The sequence below is a fragment of the Sphingomonadaceae bacterium OTU29LAMAA1 genome (assembly GCA_024072375.1).
GTDB lineage: Bacteria > Pseudomonadota > Alphaproteobacteria > Sphingomonadales > Sphingomonadaceae > Sphingomonas.
The window spans coordinates 2,993,282-3,012,706 of sequence record CP099617.1 but is presented as its reverse complement, the minus strand read 5'-3'; the positions used below and the strand labels follow the sequence as shown (position 1 = coordinate 3,012,706).

Sequence of the window (19,425 nt, the reverse complement as noted above, 5' to 3'; positions counted from 1 at the left end):
TGCGACGAGGACAACCATATGACTGCCATCATTCTGGTTTGCCTGCTTACCATCAGCACCATCGTCACTCTGGTGATAGGAGCAGGCATGTTCTTCGTCGGCCGGATCCTGCGCCACGAAGAGCCAAAACCGCCGCAGCCTATGGACGTCGCGACCATGTCGCCCCATCAGGTGATAACGGCAAGGATCGAGATAGCAGACCTGCGTGCCCGTATAAAGCGGCTGGAAGCCATCGCCGCAGGCGTCGATCTTTAAACGTTGGACTTTCGAATGTTTCTAAAGCCTGATGGCATATCGACATACACCCACAGATACACAATTGACCCATTTCCGGACCTTCAAAGTGCCTGCCCGATGCCCAACTTCTGCCAGTCGTTCATGTAAATTCTAACTGCTACCGGATCGATGATAGACTTGGTGTCCCTATGGTGTCGGCAGAGCATCTGAATTGCGTTTTAGGTCTATGACTACCCTCCGTGTCCGTAGGACGAAAGTTTTGGTATCTGGCGGAAACACGGCAGACAGGCGGACCTTGGCTCTTTCGGGACGATCGTACTTAATGTTCGCGTCGTTGCCAGCCTTCATAAGATCCGTTCCTGCCGAGGTGGAGCGGCGACGCTGCTGCAGTGTGCAGTCACCTACCCTTCTCAACCGAAGCAATAGGTAACCACGTCAGTCCAGTCTGGACGCACGTAAGCCTTGCTGACATTTCCATTTGACACCGGTGGACTTTTGTCGGACCAACAATGAAAGACACCGGTGTCAAACAGAACCTGCAGCAACGGCAAGCAGGCAGCCGACCAAGTCAGTTGTGAATGGAGAGGCACAATGTACATGCACAAATCGCGCCTGCTTGGCGCCACCGGATTCGTTGCCTTCGCGCTGTCAGGCTCGCTGTCCGCGGCCGACGCGCAAGTGGCGCCCGCGGCCGATCCTGCGGTACAGACCCCCCAGCAGGTCGAACCTGCGGTGGTTGGTGAAGATACTACGACCGGCGAAGATATCGTCGTCACCGGCTTCCGCGGCAGCCTCGAACGGGCGCTCGACGTCAAGCGCAACAGCAACTCCGTGGTCGACAGCATCGTCGCCGAAGATATCGCGAAATTTCCCGACAACAATCTCGCCGAATCGATCCAGCGTGTTCCCGGCGTTACAATTACGCGTGACGGCGGCGAAGGCCGCAACATCTCGGTCCGTGGCCTCGGCCCGGATTTCACGCGCGTGCGCATCAACGGCATCGAGGCGCAGGCAACGACCGGGTCCAACCGCGGCCGCGGTTTCGATTTCAACGTCTTCGCATCCGAGCTGTTCAACCAGATCGATGTGCGCAAGACGCCTTCTGCCAACGTAGAGGAAGGATCACTCGGCGCAACGGTCGACCTGCATACCGGCCGGCCGTTCGATTCGAAGAGGCAGGTGCTCGCGGTCTCCGCACAGGGCGGGTACAACGACCTGTCGCACTCGCTGGACCCACGGTTCGCGATCCTCGGCAGCAACCGCTGGGATACCGGCATCGGCGAGATCGGCATCGCATCGTCGATCGCCTTCTCCGAACGCAACCTGATCCAGAACGGCGTCTCGACCGTCGGATGGCAGCAGGGCAACGCCGATGGCGGCTTCTGCAACCCGGCGACCAACGCCAGCCTCTGCGCCGGCACCAATCCCGCCGCTTATGCGCTGGCGAGCAACGTCAACACACGATACCCGCGCTTCCTGCGCTACCAAGATTACCGCCAGAAAACGCAGCGGCTGGGCATCACGGGATCGCTTCAATGGCGCCCCGAACCGGCGACGACGATCACGCTGGACGGGCTCATCAGCCGCTTCCGAGCGACCCGGAACGAACGTCAGCTCGAATCCATCTCGCTCAGCCGACCCGCATCGACGGGCGGCAAGCCCGAGGTCGTCGTACGCGATATCGCAGTCGATGAGAACGGCACGGCGACCTACATGGCGCTCGACAACGTCGACGTGCGTTCGGAAAACTATGTCGATCGATACTCAACCGTCTTCCAGCAATATACCTTGAATGCCGAACATGAGTTCAGCGACCGGTTCAAGGTCAGCCTGCTCGGCGGTTACGTCAAGAACGACTTCAACAACGCGGTCGACTACATCACCCAAATCGATCGACAGAACGCCGACGGCTATTCCTACGACATGCGAACTTCCGGGATGAACTTTCCGGCGATCAACTATGGCTTCGATGTCACCGATCCAAATCAGTGGTATCTGGGGCCATCGCGGATCGCACCCGGCGGCGGCACTGGTGCGAGCGGCCCGGAAATTCGCCTGCGCCCCAACTTCAACGACAATATCTACAAGACCGGGCAGGCCGATTTCACGTTCCGCGTCAACGATATGCTGACGCTGACCGCCGGGTTCCAGCGCAAGAGCTATGAATTCATCGGTCGCGGCCAGCGTTTCGCGTCGGGCGAGGGCAACATCCCCAACCTGCCCGCCGGAACCAGCCTGGCTTCGGTCACCGAACAATATTGCGGCCTGCGCGGGCTGAATCTGCCCGCCGGCACGGATCGCTGCTGGCTGTCGCCGAACAGCGATGCGATCGCCTCCGCCTATGGCGTGTTCGGCAATTCGGGTCGCTTCCTGCTGTCGGAAACCACGGCGAGTGCGCGTGGCGACAATCGCACGGTCAGCGAGGACGATACCGGCGGTTACGTCCAAGCGGCCTTCAAGTTCGACATCGGCGGTGTACCGGTGCGCGGCGACGTCGGTTACCGCCGCGTCCACACCAAACAGGAATCCGGTTTTTACGCGACCGTGCCTGCCACGGTGAACCCGAGTGGATTCGAATGGACCGTCGTCGGGCGGTCGTATGACGACGACCTGCCGTCGCTCAATCTAGTAGTCGAGCCCACCGACACGCTGCTGGTGCGCTTCGGGCTGGCGAAGGTCATGGCCCGCCCCGGGCTCGGCAGCATCTCGGCGGCAACGAATGTATCTGTCGCCGGCGCGTCGCGCGCGGTGACGACAGGCAATCCGCAGCTCGAACCCTATCGCGCGAAGACCGTCGATTTCGCGGTGGAATGGTACCCCGCCCGTGGTGCGATCCTGTCGGCAGGCGTGTTCTACAAGGACATCTCGACCTATGTGCAGAACATAACGACATCTGCGCCGTTCTCCAGCACCGGCTTGCCCGATTCGCTGCTTGCAGGCACCGGCGTGACCAGCGGCGACCTGTTCCAGATTTCGAACGTGGTGAACACGCCCGGTGGGCCGCTGAAGGGGCTGGAACTCAATTACCAGCAGGCCCTCACCTTCCTGCCGTCGTTCCTCTCCAACTTCGGCATTCTAGCGAACTACACGTACGTCGATTCCGACATCGACTATTTTGTTAGCGCGACCAGCGGCGCCTCGGCCGTCGTCTCCCAGCCGTTGCTCAACCTGTCGAAAAACGCCTTTAACGCCACGATCTACTACGAACAGGGCCCGTTCCAGGCGCGAGTGTCAGGCAACTACCGCGACAAATACCTGACGGCGGTGCCTGCAAGCTACAACACCGACGTCGCCGGCAACACGGCGGCCACGTACGTCGATTTCTCGCTGTCCTATCGGATCGGCAAGAGCCTGACGTTCAGCCTGGAAGGGATCAACCTCACCAACGAACCGACGATCTCCTATTCGGACTTCGTCGCCGAACGCGTGCAGGATTACTTTCAGAGCGGGCGACAGTTCTACGCAGGTGTCCGCTACAGCTTCTGAGGAGCGGCACCAATGCACACATCCGCACTGGGGCTGACCCGCCGGGCGCTGATCGGCAGCGCCGGCGCGGCGACGGCATCCATCGCCTGCGCCGCTACTATGCCGCGAAGCGGTGACGATCCCTGGGCGCTGGCGGCTAGGATTCGATCGCGAATTCGCCCGCCGTCGTTCCCACCGGGCAACCGTTTTAGCCCGCGGCAGTTCGGCGGCGTGGCCGATGGGCGAACGCTGGCGACGGTACCGATCGCCCGGGCGATTCAGACGGCGTCACGCGCACCGGGCGGAGGGACCGTGGTGCTGAATGACGGCGTGTGGCTGACCGGCCCGATCCATCTGCAATCGAACGTCGAACTTCATGTCGCCGATGATACCATCGTACGCTTCGCTCATGATCCCGCGCTGTACTTCCCACCGGTGTTGACCCGCATGGAAGGCAATGAACTGATGGGCATTTCGCCCTTCATCTACGCTTATGGTGCGGAAAACATCGCGATCACCGGCAGCGGCGTGCTGGATGGCCAGGCGGGGCCGGATCATTGGTGGCATTGGGCGCGGCGACAGTCGGGCGCGGGAGAATCCTCGGGTGCGCGACTGCGACGGCTGGCGGAGGAGAATGTCCCGGTCGCGCGGCGGATATTCGGGCCCGACGCGACGATCCGGCCGCAGTTCATCCAGCCTTATCGCTGTCACAACGTCCTGATCGAAGGCGTCACCATTCTGCGATCCCCGATGTGGGAAATCCATCCGGTCGAATGCAGCAACGTGACCGTCCGGCGGGTAACGATATCGAGCCACGGTCCCAACAACGACGGCTGCGATCCGGAAAGCTGCCGCGACGTGCTGATCGAGGATTGCCTGTTCGATACCGGCGACGATTGCATCGCGATCAAGTCCGGCCGCAACGCCGATGGCCGGCGACTAGGCGTGCCCTCGGAGAATATCATCGTTGCCGGCTGCACGATGGCCGACGGCCATGGCGGCGTGACACTGGGCAGCGAGATCACCGGCGGCGTCCGCAACGTCTTTGTCGAACGGTGCCGGATGGACAGCCCGAATCTCAACACCGCGCTGCGCTTCAAGAACAACGCCGCGCGGGGCGGACGGTTGGAGAACATCCACTTTCGTGATGTCACGGTCGGGCAGGTCGCGCGTGCCGCGATCACGATCGACTACAACTACGGCGAGGGCGCCAAGGGCGATTTCACGCCCGTCTTCGATACGCTGAGCATCGAGCGGCTGCTGGTCGGACGCTGCCAGCGCATGCTCGATCTGCAAGGGTTCGTAGGTGCGCCGATCCGCAACATCCTGCTGCGCGACACCGCCGTGATCCGCGCGGCGGAACCGGACATCGTCTCCCGGGTCGAGGGACTGCGTTACGACAACGTCCGCCGAAACGGTGTCGCCGTCACTGGACCGACACCGGGTGGCGTCGCCAAAGCGGCGGACATATCGGGATGAGCGCCATGGTTCGTATTATATTCGCCGCCGCGCTGCTCGCCGGAGCGGCACCCCTGGGGGCGCAGCAGACCGCCCGCGATCGACTGATCGCCTATCTCACCGCAGAGGCGGCCCGGCAGGCGCAGGCGCGCGCGGCGACGATGGCCGGGATCACGACGCCCGAGCAGGCACGCGAGCGGCAGGTTCTCGTCCGCGCGAAGCTCGCCGACCTGATCCGGCTCGAAACCCATGCCGGTCCCGTGGTCTCCAAGGTAACCGGACGGGGGGCTGGTGACGGCTATACGTTCGAGAGGCTTTGGTACGAGAGCCTGCCGAACTATCGCGTCTCGGCGATCGTCTATCGCCCACCGGGCAAGGGCCCCTTCCCCGCCATCATCGTGCAGCCCGGCCATGGCGTCGACGGCAAGATCGGCGATCATCCCCTCGCAGCGCATTTCGCGCGGGCCGGCTTCCTCGTCCTGTCGATCGACATCGTCGGCGAAGGCGAACGGCTGCAGCATTACGACCCGGCGATCGGCGCATCCAAGGTCGGGCGGCCGACCGGCGAGCACAGCATGAGCTTCGAACAGGCGCTGCCGACCGGCGGTCACGTATCGCGCTTCTTCATCCAGGATGCGGTGCGCGGCATCGATTATTTGATGTCGCGGCCCGACGTGGACGATGCGCGGATCGGCGCGTTCGGCTGTTCCGGCGGAGGCACCATCACCGCCTATCTTGCCGCGCTCGATCCGCGCGTGCGGGCGACGGCGGTCGGCTGCTACGTCAACGATTACGCGCATCTGCTCGGCGCGGGCGGCCCCGGCCCGCAGGACGGCGAACAATCCATTCCCTTCTTCCTCGAGCGCGGTCTCGATCTCGCCGACTGGGTGGAGGCGGTCGCGCCTCGTCCGTTTGCGGTCATATCGACGCAGGCGGACATGTTCCCGATCGCCGGCGCGCGCGCCGCTTATGCCGAGGCGCGGCGCTTCTATACCGCATCAGGAGCGCCCGACGGGATCACCATGATCGAGGGGCCGGGCGGCCATGGCAATCTCGGCCCGATCATGCCCCGGATCGTCGGCTTCTTCAGCCGGACGCTGAAGGGCGATGCCGCCGAACGTGCCTATCGACCCGAACCGATCGGCGATCCGGCCAGGCTCCTGGTGGCCGGGGGCGCGGTCGGCGGTGCCAAGCTGCAACAGATGATCGCGGCAGAGGCGCTGGCCACGCCGCGACCGACCGATAACGCACTCGCTACTGCGCTCCGCGACATCGCGCGGATCACGGTATCAGCGGGAGCGGCGCCGCCTGTGATGACTCTCGGCGCGGACGTACCGGTAGGGCAGCATATCGCCGCACCGCTGTCCTTCGACGCGGCACCCGGTCTTCGTGTCGATGGCCGCTACGTCCGAAATGCATCGGCAGGTAAGCGGCCGACGCTGCTGTTGCTCGCCGCCCAACCACAGGCGACGATCGATGCCTGGACGAAGGCGGGATGGAACGTCCTAGCGATCGAGCCACGCGGTGCGGGCGGCACGGAGGAATCGAAATCTCCGCTGACTGGCGACTGGACACTATTATCGCTGCGCGCCTTGCTGGTCGGCCGAACGCCGGTCGGCATGCGCACCGACGACGCCCTGGCGGCGCTGAACTGGCTCGCGAGAAGGCCGGAGGCCGGACGCATCGTCGTCCAGGGGAGCGGTGCGCTGGGACCGGTCGCACTGCACGTGGGCGTCCTCGACGGACGGGTGGCGGGCGTGATCAGCGACGCGGCGATCACCCGCTATCGCGAGTTCGTCGAAAGGCCGATTTCTCGCGACATGGCGGAGGTCAATCTGCCCGGTGTTCTTGCGCGCTACGACCTGCCCGACCTGATGGCGGCGCTCGGCGACCGGTTGGCGCTGGTCAATCCAGAAAATGCCATCGGCGAACCGCTCGACGCGGCAGGCTTGGCCAAACTGGCCCCTGCCCGCCCCCGCATCGTCGTGCGCGCGGCTCGCGACCCCATCACGCCCATCCCCTTCCGCTGACGAGGCCTGCCATGACAACAGACCGCCGCACCTTCATCGCTGCCGTCGGCCTCGGTGCCGCCGCCATCGCCACCCGGATCGAGGCGGCCGCGCCGGGCAAAGCGCCGGCCTTGCCTGCTCCCTTCGCACCCCCTGCTACGGGGCTGCGGATCGATCCGCGAACGCTGGGCGCCAAGGGTGATGGCGCGACCAAGGATACGGCCGCATTGCAACAGGCGCTCGATCGCTGCGCGGTGATGGGCGGCGGTGAGGTCGTAGTCGCCGGCGGCCGCTACCTTACCGGAGCGTTGCGCATCGGATCGAACACCGTGCTGCGGATCGAGGCGGATGCGACCCTGCTCGGATCGCCCGACCTGTCGGACTATCCGGTCGTACAGGTCCGCTGGGAAGGGCGCTTCGTACCCGGTTACATCGCGCTGCTCTGGGCGAATGACGCGCGCAACGTCGGCATCGCCGGCAAGGGGCGTATCATCGCATCGGATGCGATACCGGGGCGCGTCGCCAAGACCGGGCTGCGCCATCCCGCCCTGCTCGAATTCACCGATGTCCGCGGATTGAGCATTACCGACGTCACCGGCGAACAGAACGACATGTGGGCTGTACACCCGGTCTACTGCGACGACGTGATCTTTCGCGGCGTGACGCTGAAAGGCCGTGCCGATGGCATCGACGTGGATTCCTGCCGGCGCGTGCACATCGACCGCTGCGACTTCGACACCGTCGATGATTGCATCTCGCTGAAATCGGGGCGGGGCATGGAGGGCACGACGATCGGGCGTCCGACCGAGGATGTGACGATCACCGACAGCGTGTTCCGCGACCATCGCTGGGCCTGTATCGGCATCGGTAGCGAGACCTCGGGTGGCATCCGCCGCGTGCTGGTAGAACGCTGCCGCTTCCTCCTCGCCCACACCTTTACGATCTATCTGAAAAGCCGCCCCGGTCGCGGCGCGTTCATCGAGGACATCACGATGCGCGATCTTGATGTCAGCGGTGCCGGCTACGGCTTCCTGCGCCTCAACTTCCTGGACAGTGGCAAGCAGGACCAGTTTCCCGTCCCCGGTCTCGCCGGCATCCCGACGGTCCGTAATTTCACCTTCGAGCGAATCCGCGTGAAGGACGTACCCATCTTGGTGGAGGCGGTGAACATCCACCCTGACAAGCCGCTCGACGGCTTCACCTTGCGCGACGTCACCGGCACCGCCGGCCACGGCATCACCCTCGCCAATATGCGGGGAGTCGAGATCGCGAGCATCAACGTCAACGTATTTTCGGGGCCCAAGATCGCTGCCGAGAATGTCACCGGTCGCGGCCTCGATCAGGCCGTGAAGCTCGTCCCCCCCGCCCGTCCGACGCCGGTCGCGGCCCCGACTACGCCGTACCAGTTGGGCATGGAGTCCGGTGCGCCGAACTGACAGCGTTTGGCGATGCACACGCAGACGCGCTAAGAGGGAGTCAACGAAGGGATACGGCAGCTGTGGCAGAGGACGAGACGCGCCGACCCCCGGTCATGCGGCGCGCAACGATCAACGACGTCGCCGAAAAGGCTCACGTGTCGAAGAAGACGGTATCCCGCGTCATCAATCGCGAACCGAGCGTCAAGCCAGTGATGATCGAGCGGGTCAACCGCGCCATCGCTGAACTGCACTTCAGCCCCAATCCGCAGGCGCGCAGCCTTGCCCTCGGCCGGTCGTTCCTCGTGGGCCTCATATACGAAAATCCCAGCCCGACCTACGTCGTCAACATGCAGCTCGGCATCCTCGACGTCCTGCGCCCCGCCGGCATGGAACTTGTCGTCCATCCCTGCCGCCGGGATGCCGAGAGCCTGTTGGGCGACGTGCGGAGCTTCATCGAACGCCAGCGGCTCGACGGCGTGATCCTGCCCCCTCCCCTGTCCGAAGACGAGCGGCTCATTGCCCTGCTGCGGGAGACCGGCTGCCCTTATGTCCGCATCGCCTGTACCGCGCTGGATGATCCCGCGGTCATGGTGGTCAGCAACGACCATCTCGGTGCGCGTCAGGCGGCAGAACGCCTCTTCGGGCTGGGACATACCAGCATCGCGCTGGTGAGAGGGCCAACCAGCTATCGCTCGTCGCGCGAGCGCGGACAGGCGTTCCTGGCGGCTCTGGCCGAACACGACATCATGGTCGGCGAGGATTACGACATCGAGGGCGGGTACACCTTCGAATCCGGCGTTACAGCCGGTCATCGCCTGCTCGACCTGCCGCACCCGCCCACCGGCGTATTCGCGCTCAACGATGACATGGCGATCGGCATCATGCAGGCGGCACGCGAGCGTGCACTCGACCTGCCTCGCGACCTGTCTGTAATTGGCTTCGACGACTTGCCGATGGCAGGACGCGTCTGGCCGAACCTGACGTCCGTACGCTTGCCGATCCGCGACATGGGATGTTTGGCGTCGAACAAGCTGCTGGCACAGCTTGGCTCCGAGGCACCGACGGATGTGCAGCTGATCGAGCCGACGCTAATCACCAGGCAGTCAGATACCGCGCTAACGCTCGGCGATCATTGATGCCACTCACTGGCCTGTGGGCCCAATTGCAGACATTCGGCTGCGGTAAATGGCTTCTTGAAGCCCGCCGTCCATTTAGGTGCGCCTAAGCTTGGATCGCTCGCTTGCTGCTCGATGTGTTTCGGTAAAGAATGGTGATCGGCAAGATATGCACCGGAGGAATGATCGATGCGTAAGCTGACCGGCGCGGCGTTCTTATCACTCGATGGTGTGATGCAGGCGCCCGGGGGACCGACCGAGGACACGACCGGCCGGTTTGATCAGGGCGGCTGGGTGTTCGGCATTGGGGACGATGTTATCGATCCGGTGTTGGGCGGATTGTTCGACCCTCCTTATGCGCTACTGCTCGGGCGGCGGACTTACGACATTTTCGCGGCGTACTGGCCTTTTGTGGACGGCAACATGGCTGGCATGGGCGAGGCACTGACCGCCGCTGAAAAGCATGTCGTGACGCATGGCGACCAGCCACTCGACTGGGCCAACAGCCACCGCCTGAGCAACATAGCTGCTGTCGGAGCGCTGAAGGAAAGCGACGGCCCCGACTTGCTGATCCAAGGATCGTCGACGCTCTACCCGCCGCTTCTCGCTGCCGGGCTGATCGACGAGCTGGTGCTTATGACTTTTCCGGTCGTGCTCGGGACCGGCAAGCGCCTGTTCGGCGACGGCACCCCGCCGGGCGCGTTGCGTCTTCTCGACCAGCAACTCGGCACGAAGGGCGTGATCGTCACGCGTTGGGCACCGGCTGGTCAAATTCCGACGGTCGGCCATCCTCATCCAGTCACCAGCGCAGCGGAAACCGAACGCCAGCGCCGAATAAAGGAAGAGACTTGGTAGTCGTCAGATCAGCGCTGCACGTGCTGGTCGCAGACGACCCAAAGTCGGCCATTCGGACCGCCCTTCCCGCTCCCCGAAACGGACTCTCATTCATCTCGACCTCACACGGCCGCTAGGCGCCCCGATCCCGGACATTCGAGCGGGCAGTCACTAATCCCAAAAACCGTCATTCGTTTACGTGAAGCCGAGAGCACGACTTGGGTAGTTATTGTCGAACTCATCGTTATTTCGGTGCGCAGTATGGACTCGGAGAGGGGGGATATTTGGCGAAGAAACCAAAGGCGTTCGGCCGTTGGCAGGTGCAAGAAAGTTTCGATGGTGGCGGCCAGGCGGACATCTTCACTGTCACGGACAGTCTTGGCGAACATCACGGCGAATATGCGCTGAAGAGGCTTAAAAACCAGAAGCGCGTCGAACGCTTCACGCGCGAGATCTTCGCGCTGCGCAAACTCGAGGGTCACCCGAACATTGTGACGTTGATCGACGCCGACCCAAGCGACTCGCCCTCGTGGTTCGTCATGGGCCTAGGCATCGGATCGCTCGAAAAATGCGCACCGGAAGGTGTCTATCCGATCGAACGGGCTATCCGCCTGTTTCGACAGATCTGCAGCGGCGTCGCAGCACTCCACGACGAGGGGGTAATTCACCGGGACCTAAAACCCGATAATGTCATCATGATGACCGGCGGCGACGCGAGGGTAGGAGATCTAGGTCTTTGCCTGCTCGAAGACATGGCCCGCATCACCCCGGATTGGGAGGCCGTCGGGCCGCGTTACTACATGGCGCCCGAGGCCGAGGCGGGACGAGACGAGGAGGCTGACTTCCTGATGGACGTCTACTCGCTCGGGAAGATTCTGTACTGGCTTCTGACCGGAAAGACGCTCGTCAGAGAGAGGCTGAGAACCCGGGAATTTGCATTACCGGGCAAGCGTGAGCATGCAGCCCTTGATGAATTCAACGTTGTGATCGAAGGGGCTATTGCTGAACACAAGCGCGACCGTATCGCGAGCGTTCCGGCGTTGCTTGAGCGGTTCGAAGCTGCGGTCACGCGCTTCGAAGTCAGGCCGCAGCGAACCTTGTCCCTCAAGCGGGCATCGGGTTCCTCGTCGGCGACCTTCCGTGACCTGCCGGCGCTGTCGTCTGACGAACTCGCGGAGTATGCGCGATTAGTTCTCGATGACGGCATTGTGATAGCGACCGAATACTATTGGGCCCTCGCGCTCGCGCTCGGCGCTGAACACGTTGACCTTGCAATTACACTGCTAGGCCGGCTCGACGATAGCGACCTGCGGCCGCTGTTACCCGATATTGCCAACCACTATTTCAGTGATGCCGATCAGGCGCGATCGCTATCCTACGCGAGCATCGGGTGGCGCGATCGTGACATTCGCCCCCTGATTATGCAGGAGGTAACTTTGAGCAGCGACAAGGACCGCCTGACATGGCTGGCCCGGTTCTTCTATATTGGGAGCCTCGGCGAACATCTCGATCTTGGTACCGTGCTACATAAGATTGGGCCGCCCGTGACGTGGTCGCTCGATTTGCTCGCCGCCGCGTTTATGAAGCCCTATCCAGGCCGCAACGACGACATGCAGGCGATCATTGACGATGCGGGCGACGATATCGAGCGCTTCATGCCTGCGCTCGAGGTGCTTGCTAAGAGCAAGAGATACACTCCCGAGCGTACGGTCAGCGAGATGACGAAATACGTCAAAATGCACCAAGGATCGCCCCGAATTGCAGCGCAATTGGCCGAGGCGCAGCACCGCAACTCAGGACGTGCAGATGCTGAGGACGATGACGATGCCGAAGAATGATCGCGGTTCGCATAAAGGTGATTGAGCGAGGCGAGAGTAAGGCAGCTTGCGGAAGCGCGCGCGGCGTTTAGCTCTGCTGCGACATCGTCGTGAGGGACCGAGCCCAACGTCCGCTATACCGGCATCTGCATCCGAAAACGGAATGGCCACCGGCGGCCCACTTTCAGCCGTTCGGCCCGCCGGATGCAAGGATGGCAGCTACTGGGCCGTCAGCGGTCTGACTGCTTTCCAAAACGATAGTAAGCAAAACAGACGTAGCTCGGCGAAGCATCGCACAGGAACGACTGCGGACCACGAACAACTCTGCAGGAAGTGCAGAAAAGAATGCGTCATTGCGCCGTTACTGCGTCAGTGCCTTCAAGCGGCGCCATGGATCGCTTTGCCTAAGCGCCGGGGCGGCCTCGGCGATCGTCTCCAGCAACTCGCCGAGGTTCCAGGGGGCGGTCTGCCGATCGGTGCCGACCAGCTTGTCCAGCATACGCAGCGTCGCCGCCGGGAAGCGCCCGCTGTAATTTTTACCGTCCTCGTCGTGCTTCTTCATGCGGAGGGCGAAGGTGTCGAGGTGTGCGACGGGCCGGAGATAGTCCTCGACTAGATCCAGCACCTCCTCGAACCGGTCGCCCGCCGCCTCGACCATCGACACGAAGGCGCGCGAGCTCGCCTCGCCCTGATATCGGAGCTGCCTTGGCCAGGCATGGAGCACGAAAGGCCTGACGAAGGCCGCCCACATCCCCTCACCTGACATCGAACGGGCGAGCATTGAGACCGCTTCCGCTCGTTCGTGATCGTCGACCGCCATGAGGACGCGCCGCGCCTCGGGATAGAAGATGGCCGCCTGGACGCCGCGCGGGTAGGTCAGATTCGTGACCTGCTGGATCAGCTGCACGCGAGCCTCTTTGTCCAGTGCCCATGGCGCGTCCCCGGCTATGACCCTGAGCATAGCGGGTTTGAGCATGATGCCCACCGCGTCGCTTAGAAGGTGCTGATCCCCAGACAGACCGTGCCACATGGCCTCGGACAATGGATGGCCTGGGTCGAAGAGCGGAACGAGGTGGTCGACCCAACCCGGATACCAATACTCGAGCCATCGGAACTGCCGAGCGATCACAGCGGCGGCGTGACCAGCGCCGTCGCCCGGCAGCCTGAGCAACACGTCGAGCCGTGAGCCGACGTATGCGGGCATCGCCCTCCGCCGCCTCGGCTCGTTCAGCAGGGTCATCATTACCTGGGCCAGGTCGCCACCCGGCGAATTGATCGCCTTCATGATCGAGAATTTGGACTCGACCTTTAAAACGCCGCCGACCGAGGCTGTGCCTACCGAACTCTCAAGCGCGTGTGCGGGTGCCTCCAAATAGCGCACGACGATGGCATCAAAAGCAGCAAGGCCGGTTTGCCGGTCATGCCGGATCAAGCCCTCGGCGAACTTGGACGCCCAGTTCGCGACGTCGTACCTCAAGTCCAGGAAGACAGGATCGGGCACGCGAGCGAGCGAGTGGGCCATCAGCAGGCTCAGCCGCGGATCCGCCTCCTTCGGCCAGTTCGATGCGAGGCTTCGCCAAAACCGCATCGGGTGCTCACCTCGACGAGCGACGAGTCGCAAGGCCGACAACGCCCGCAGCGGGGCGACTTCCACTACACCGTCGAACGGGCGGTGGTCGACGAGCTGGCGGTGATCGTCGGAGGTCAAGCTCCCGGCCAGCGTCAGCAACGCTGAGACCGGCACCTTCTCGAGGCCCTGCGGCTCCGTGGCGCGGTGGATGACACCGCCATAGCTGCTCATACTGTCGTCAGCGTGAGCCGCCCAGCTGTCGGACCAGCGCGGGTCCGCGGACTTCAGGCTCTCGAGTCGCGCCGACCCGGCCGGCGAGAGCGTGCGACCGTTCAGCTCGAGCCATCGCAGCCAGGATGCCGCGCGGGCGCCGCGTCGCGCCCGATACTGCTTGCCCGGTTCGCCCTCGTAGGTCGGCGGACCGGCCGCGATGCGTCGCTCTATCGAGCGACGCTGCCCCGCCCCGAATCGCGACCACTTCGCCCGAAGTGCGAAGAGCATCTCCCGCGCGCTCTCGGGGTCCCAGAAGACCTCGGCCGGCATCGCCAAGATCCGCTCCGCCACCACGTCCGGGTCGAGCAACCCTGGGAGCCAAGCCGCATACAGGAACATCTTTGCGAAGTAGGTGGGGTCGTTGCTGTTCCAGTTGTCGACCTCCCGCAGGGCGAGCGCCCGGCTCTGCACGAAGAGAAAGTCGAATAGCTTCCTGAACCGATGGAACAGCTCGTCCCGCCGCCCGTGACCGTGGGATTCGCCCGCGTCGCCGGAGTGGTGGAGCGTCGGCGTCCGGCGGAACGACGGCGTCCCCTCTTCCGCCATCTCGGCCATGTCCACTAGGGTCCGCCGGACGATCGCGACGAGACGCGGCAAAGCCTCGGGCGGCGGCACCAGCTTGGCATCGGGCCAGCGCGTCACCGTTACCTTGATCCCGACAAGGTCGCGGAGCCTGACCACGTCCCATCCGCCGGACGGCGGGACCGGCGACGCGAGCGTCGCGCTCGATATCTCAAAAATCGGATCGAGAGCGCGCTCAATCTCGCGCAACACCGAAGTGCTCCAACCCTCGGATGCAAGTCGGTCGGCTGCCTGGTAAAGCCTGAAGTCGTGGACGTCATTCTGACGCGCGCGGGCGGCTTCGAGATAGCGGCGCCAGAAGTGCACGACCGGCTCCGGCAGATCCTTCGCACGGTCGAGCCGCGCGTCGATCTCACGCATCAGACCGGGATGGGGCAGGCGGTTGTATCCTGCCCACCAGACCGCGGCGGGCTGGTCCAGGACTAACCCGATCCATCGCGCCAGATGATACAGCCGGGACGGCAGCTGGCTCGACCACTCCGCATGGTAGCCCGAGACGCGCTGCCGCTCCGACCACTGCTCGTCACCCGGGCGCCACCGCAACGGATCCTCGCCGGGCGGCACGATACCACCGCCGACCTGCGCCGCAGGTCGCGGCGGGTCGCCGTCCAGACCAAACACGTCAAGCGGATCCACATCCTCGCTGTCGTCCCATCGCCGCCGACTTGGTTCCGCATAGCGGCGGCTGGCATCAAGCACGCATAGCCACTCGGCTGGCGGCGGAGGATCCGCCGAGGCGAAAGCCGCGGCGCCCCCCTTGGACCCAACGAGATGAACGACCTGCCCTCGTTCAAACGGCCTGAGTTCTGCCGGTGGGCGCTGGGCGAGCGCCAACAGACGCGCCTGCCATGCCTCGCGGTCGCCCGCGACCTCGGCCCATGCGAACAATGTGTCCCACAGTCCTCCGTGGGCCCGGTCGCGCGGCGCGTAGGGGATGGTCGTCACGCCCTTGTCGCGCCATGCCTCGTCACTGGCGGAGCTCCCCTCGGTGGCAAACGCATAGATCGGCGACCGCTCCGGTCCCTCGCGACTGTTCAGGCCCTCTAGAAGGTACCGCATTGGCGGGTCGTTGGCCGAGTAACCCAGCAGCACGATCGTGTAACGCTCACGCAGCTCCCGTACGAAGCGCGATGCCCAGCCCTCCGCGAGATAGGCACGGCCGAAGTCGGCGCTGCTGATGACGTAGCCCGAGCTTGCCCCCTGCGCTGCGTTGAGGCGTCCATGGAGGTAGACCACGCCGTCAATAGGTTGCGCCTGCACCAGGTCAGGCAGCGCGGGCGGCACGTAGCGGCGGAGCCGACGCTCGGCCCGCTCGAAGAGCAGGTCGAAGTTTGTGGTTACGATCTTGGCCGCGCCATCGGCGCCCTGGGAGAGAGCAATGATCGCCTCGTGGAAGCGCAGATCGGCCTTGCGCGGCGTGCGGAGAGCGCGCGTGATTTCGCGGTCGACCGCGACGCGGCCAAACTCCTTGACCATCGCCGTGAACACGCGGTCGAGCGTCTCGCCCGCCTCCCGCGCCTCCTTAGATTCCTGCGCCGTCAGCTCAAAGAGCAGGTCGTCAGCCAGCCCGTTGAAGTCAGGAAGACCGGCTGGCGCGGACACGCCCGCGCCGCAGAAGAAGACAACCTCGCCCAGCTCGCGCGCCCCGATCAACGAATCCGGGATGTCTGGGCCATCTTCATGAAACCGCATCACGTAGCATCGCCTGCCAGTCCGCCGCCATCAAGGGGGATGCACATCTATCAGCGGTCGCCAATCGGTTGGATCTCAAGTCGCTTGGTTGATCAGGCATTTCGAAGCTACATTCCGCAGATGAATCTTACGGACATGCCAGCAGGGCGGTTGGGGAGTGAAACAGGTTGGAGCTTTCGGAACAGCCTGAAGGCGGGGATGAGCAGATTCGCGTGACGACCGTCGCCCGGGCGGTCCTGTCCTCCTTCTTCGACGAGCTCGCGCAGGTCGACGACTTCGTCGAGTGTGCGGATCAGCTCAGAAAGCTCGTGCTGGTCGACGGTGTGTTCGCTGAGCCGGCTGTGCGAAGCACCCTATTCCCGGATACGCAATGATCCGCATCCAGCAGATCTCGATCCGCGAGTTCCGCGGCATCCGCGACCTGACGCTGACGCTCAACGGCGAGAACTTTGCCGCCTGCGGCCCGAATGGGACGGGCAAGAGCGGGATTGTCGACGCGATCGAGTTCGGACTCACCGGGAACATCTCCCGCCTGTCGGGTCGAGGCACCGGCAACCTTTCGGTAAAGCAGCACGGTCCGCACGTGGACTCGCAGAACAAGCCCGACCTCGCGACTGTCACGATCAACGTCACCATTCCTTCGCTGAACGGCAAGAAGGCATCCATCCACCGGTCGGTGAAGAGTCTTAACGCGCCAACGATCACACCGGCCGATCCCGACGTCGTTGCGGTCTTCGAACAGGTGAAAGCGCATCCCGAGTTCGTGCTGTCGAGACGCGAGCTCATACGGTTCGTGCTTTCTGAGCCGGGCGATCGCGCCAAGGAGGTCCAGGCCCTTCTCCAGCTTGGCGACGTCGAGAAGCTACGGGTGGTGCTGCAGAAGATCGCGAACGCCTATGCGAGGGAGCTGAATCCGCTTGAACGGTCGGAGGCCGAGGCGACCCAGCTCCTCAGGACCGCGCTCGGGCTGACCCAGGCCAGCAAGGCCGCGATACTCGATGCAGTCAACCCCAGGCGGGCGATACTGGGGCTCGGTCCGCTCGACGACCTGCTCGCCACCACGTCGCTCGTCGATGGGCTCGCGACCACCGGGACGGGTGGCGCCCGACCGCGCGTCATCAAGGCCCAAGTCGTCGAGAACATTGCCGCGCTGCAGGCGGCGCTCGCGGCCCTGACCGACTCGACGGTTTCCGCGGAGTGCGCGGCGATCGCGGCATCGCTGACGGAGTTGGCCGCCGATCCGTCGTCGGTGAGCGGCGTGAAGGAAGAGGGGCTGCTCACGGCGGCGCTCGATCTCTATGACGGCGAGCACTGCCCGGTGTGCGACAAGGCGTTCGACGAGGAGGGCTTCGTCGCCCACCTTCGCGGCAAGCTGTCCAACCTCGCGGCTATCTCTGCGCGGAAGCGCGGGATTCAGGAGCGCATAGCTCCCATCCTGGACCTGATCCGGGAGGCCGGGACGGCGATCGCCGCCACGATCACGGACTCACAGGGATTCGCGCCGCCATTGGACCTGAAGGCGCTGGGCGACTTCAAGCAGGTGCTACTGGGTCGCTATCGGCAGCTGGAGGCGTTACTCCCGATCGAGGACACAGTGGCGGTGCTGGGCGTCGCCGGCAGCGTGCCTGATCTGGACCCGGTGATCGGGATGGTGTCCGCGGCGGTGGCGGCCCTGCCGGAACCCAGCATGCAGGACGCGGCCCGCGACTTCCTTACGGTCGGGCAGGAGCGGCTCGATCAGTTCCGCAGGTCGCGTCAGGCGCTCGCCGTCGGCAGGGCGAGGGCGGAGCGCTCTGCCAAGGCATTCAAAATTTTCGGCGACACGACGACGAAGGCGCTGGAGAGGATCTACGAGGAGGTACAGGACGAGTTCGCAGAGTGCTACCGCGTCATCAACAGCGACGACGAGTCCGGCTTCACTGCCGCCCTGCTCCCCTCCATGGGCAAGTTGGCGTTTGACGTCGACTTCTACGGAAGGGGCAAGTTCCCGCCCGGCGCCTATCACAGCGAGGGTCACCAGGACGGGATGGGGCTGTGCCTGTATCTCTCGTTGATGAAGCATCTGCTAGGCGCCGGTTTCACGTTCGCGGTGCTGGACGACGTGCTCATGTCGGTCGACAAGGGCCACCGCCGCGAGGTCTGCACGCTGCTCAAAGACCGGTTTCCGGATACGCAATTCATCTTCACGACGCACGACGACGTGTGGCTGCGGCACATGCGGGCCGAGGGCATCATCAAGTCGAAGGGGTTGGCTCACTTCCGGACTTGGACGGTGGAGACCGGACCAACGGAATGGACAAACGCATCGGTGTGGGAGGAGATCGACGCCCATCTCGTCCTCAACCAGGTCAGCAAGGCCGCCGGCATGCTGCGGCGTTTCCTGGAATATTACGCGGCGGAGGCCTGTCATCGGCTGCGCGCGCAGGTGGAGTTTAGGGGTGACGCCCAGTTCATGCTCGGCGACACGATGCCCGCGGCGATCGGCGAGTTTGGGAAGCTGCTTAAGAAGGCGAAGGACGTTGCGAACTCGTGGGGGCAGAGTGAGATCGTCGCGGCCATCGTCGCGCGCGAGGCAGATTTCACGGCGGCCAAGCATGCGACGAACGTCGATCAATGGCAGGTCAACACCAGCGTGCACTACAACTCTTGGGCGGACCTCGGCAAAGGCGACTTTGCTCCCGTCGTCACGGCCTTCCGCGCGCTCGTCTCTTCTTTTGAGTGCTCTACTTGCGAGCAGATGTATTCGGTCACGCCTGAGCGTGGTCCCAAGGGCAGCGTCCGGTGTCGGTGCGGTGAGCTGAACCTGAATCTAGTGGCGAAGTAATCCTTGGGATATCGTTCGAGCATCCCGCGCCTCGTCGATGAAACCGCTGTGGCTGATCGGTAAACCACGGCTTGTGGCGCAGGCTGACCTTTGGCCTCGACGACTTTCGTCCTAGATTCGGCCATACCAAC

Annotated in this window: 11 protein-coding genes; 10 read left to right on the top strand and 1 reads right to left on the bottom strand. The window is 63.8% G+C overall.

Annotation, left to right across the window (positions count from 1 at the left end; translation table 11 throughout):
• Positions 1-18: 18 nt before the first annotated feature.
• From NF699_14640 to NF699_14605, 8 genes are all read left to right on the top strand, one after another.
• The gene (locus NF699_14640; protein USU04268.1) at positions 19-255 is read left to right on the top strand and encodes a hypothetical protein; all 237 of its coding nucleotides are present in this window, start codon (positions 19-21) and stop codon (positions 253-255) included.
• A 579-nt stretch (positions 256-834) separates the two neighbouring features.
• Positions 835-3,723, top strand: a complete 2,889-nt coding sequence (locus tag NF699_14635) for a TonB-dependent receptor (GenBank protein USU04267.1) — start codon at positions 835-837, stop codon at positions 3,721-3,723.
• Positions 3,724-3,735: 12 nt separating this feature from the next.
• Complete coding sequence (locus NF699_14630; protein ID USU04266.1) at positions 3,736-5,181, top strand: glycoside hydrolase family 28 protein; 1,446 nt, start codon at positions 3,736-3,738, stop codon at positions 5,179-5,181.
• A gap of 5 nt (positions 5,182-5,186) precedes the next feature.
• Positions 5,187-7,190 carry an acetylxylan esterase gene (locus NF699_14625; protein USU04265.1) on the top strand — a complete coding sequence of 668 codons (2,004 nt, stop codon included), beginning with the start codon at positions 5,187-5,189 and terminating at the stop codon, positions 7,188-7,190.
• Between the two features lie 11 nt (positions 7,191-7,201).
• Complete coding sequence (locus NF699_14620) at positions 7,202-8,605, top strand: glycosyl hydrolase family 28 protein (protein USU04264.1); 1,404 nt, start codon at positions 7,202-7,204, stop codon at positions 8,603-8,605.
• Positions 8,606-8,700: 95 nt separating this feature from the next.
• On the top strand, positions 8,701-9,723 hold the full coding sequence (locus tag NF699_14615; protein ID USU04263.1) for a LacI family DNA-binding transcriptional regulator: 1,023 nt from the start codon (positions 8,701-8,703) through the stop codon (positions 9,721-9,723).
• A 168-nt stretch (positions 9,724-9,891) separates the two neighbouring features.
• Complete coding sequence (locus NF699_14610; protein ID USU04262.1) at positions 9,892-10,557, top strand: dihydrofolate reductase family protein; 666 nt, start codon at positions 9,892-9,894, stop codon at positions 10,555-10,557.
• 263 nt (positions 10,558-10,820) lie between these two features.
• On the top strand, positions 10,821-12,374 hold the full coding sequence (locus tag NF699_14605) for a serine/threonine protein kinase (GenBank protein ID USU04261.1): 1,554 nt from the start codon (positions 10,821-10,823) through the stop codon (positions 12,372-12,374).
• Between the two features lie 340 nt (positions 12,375-12,714).
• Here NF699_14605 and NF699_14600 read toward each other — a convergent pair whose 3' ends face one another.
• A complete protein-coding gene (locus tag NF699_14600; GenBank protein ID USU07111.1) occupies positions 12,715-16,470 on the bottom strand; it encodes an SIR2 family protein in 3,756 nt (1,251 codons plus the stop codon).
• A 167-nt stretch (positions 16,471-16,637) separates the two neighbouring features.
• Here NF699_14600 and NF699_14595 point away from each other — a divergent pair, with 167 nt between their 5' ends.
• Positions 16,638-16,844 (top strand): hypothetical protein, encoded by a 207-nt coding sequence (locus tag NF699_14595; protein USU04260.1) that lies wholly within the window; start codon positions 16,638-16,640, stop codon positions 16,842-16,844.
• Positions 16,841-19,294: an AAA family ATPase gene (locus NF699_14590; GenBank protein ID USU04259.1), complete on the top strand. Its 2,454-nt coding sequence runs from the start codon at positions 16,841-16,843 to the stop codon at positions 19,292-19,294. Before NF699_14595 ends, NF699_14590 begins: the two co-directional genes overlap by 4 nt.
• The last annotated feature ends 131 nt before the right edge of the window (positions 19,295-19,425 follow it).